Genomic DNA, 1048 nt, shown 5'->3' on the forward strand with positions numbered 1-1048 from the left:
AAGAGAAAAGACGCAGATAGTTTCTTTACGCTCATTTTTATCGTGAGAGAATTTTATTTTAAGGTCTGTTTTTTTGTTGAGTTCTTTAATACCTTGCTCAACTTTTCGGACAATATAAGAGGGATACTTTTGACCCAGAGTTAATTTTTCGGCAAGGTTTCTTGCCTCTATCTTCCAGGGCAAAGGTTGGGCCTTAAAGATTTCGTATAATCTTGCAGAGATATCTTTCTTAAATTTTCTGAATTCTTTGTAATCAATCATCCGGTAATATTGGCTTGCTTTCAGCCATTCTAAATAATAGTCATCAAGGTTAATAGTTAATTCCCCTGTTTTTTTATTTAATTTTACATTGTCTATTATATGAAAAATTCTTGTAGTATAACCATCACCTTTATAAAAAATACCTTCAAAACTCACTGATACATCTGTCCATCTTTCCAAACCTTCTATTACCCGCTTATATCCATATTGAGAACGACCGCCAAAAATATCTTCTGTCATTCTGTATCGGGTAGTTTTTATTTTTCTTCTATTAAAATTCTTTTCCCCAAGTGATCTGATTAAGTAATAAAGAATTGTTTTATCCACCCTATCAGGAAGTCTATCATTAGCAGTTCTAAATTTATAGAGCCCTTTCTCTTTTTTAATTACAATTTCCTTTCTCCCGCCCCACCTTGATAAAGCCCAGTTAGGATACTCTAGAAAATTTATATCTTGCTTTACCAATGCTTTTTCTTTTTTATTTTCCATTTTGGTGGATTTTGTTGATAAATTATTATACCTTAAAATTTATATTTTGTCAAATGTTATGAATTTTAATCTATGTTGATGATATACACTATTCAACTATTGGTAATCTAAACAAATTTTCATCTTTTCTCCCTCTAAAACCCTTATCCTGTATAGATTTTTTAATAAAATAGTGGTAAAATGGAATAGTTTTAGTGGTAAAATGGAATAGTTTTAGTGGTAAAATGGAATAGTTTTCATCTTTTCTCCCTCTAAAACCCTTATCCTGTATAGCTCTCCTGATACCCCCATTTCTCGT

2 protein-coding genes are annotated in these 1048 nt (G+C 30.9%); both read right to left on the reverse strand.

What is annotated here, in order from left to right; genetic code table 11:
- Positions 1 to 750 (reverse strand): replication initiation protein (locus tag COZ07_RS00660; RefSeq protein ID WP_406606686.1); only part of this gene is annotated, 750 nt, incomplete at its 3' end.
- Positions 751 to 838: 88 nt separating this feature from the next.
- A partial coding sequence (locus COZ07_RS00665) for a hypothetical protein (RefSeq protein WP_406606687.1) occupies positions 839 to 1048 on the reverse strand: 210 nt, incomplete at its 5' end.

Origin of the sequence: Candidatus Infernicultor aquiphilus, from assembly GCF_002784285.1 — a bacterium.
GTDB lineage: Bacteria > Atribacterota > Phoenicimicrobiia > Phoenicimicrobiales > Phoenicimicrobiaceae > Infernicultor > Infernicultor aquiphilus.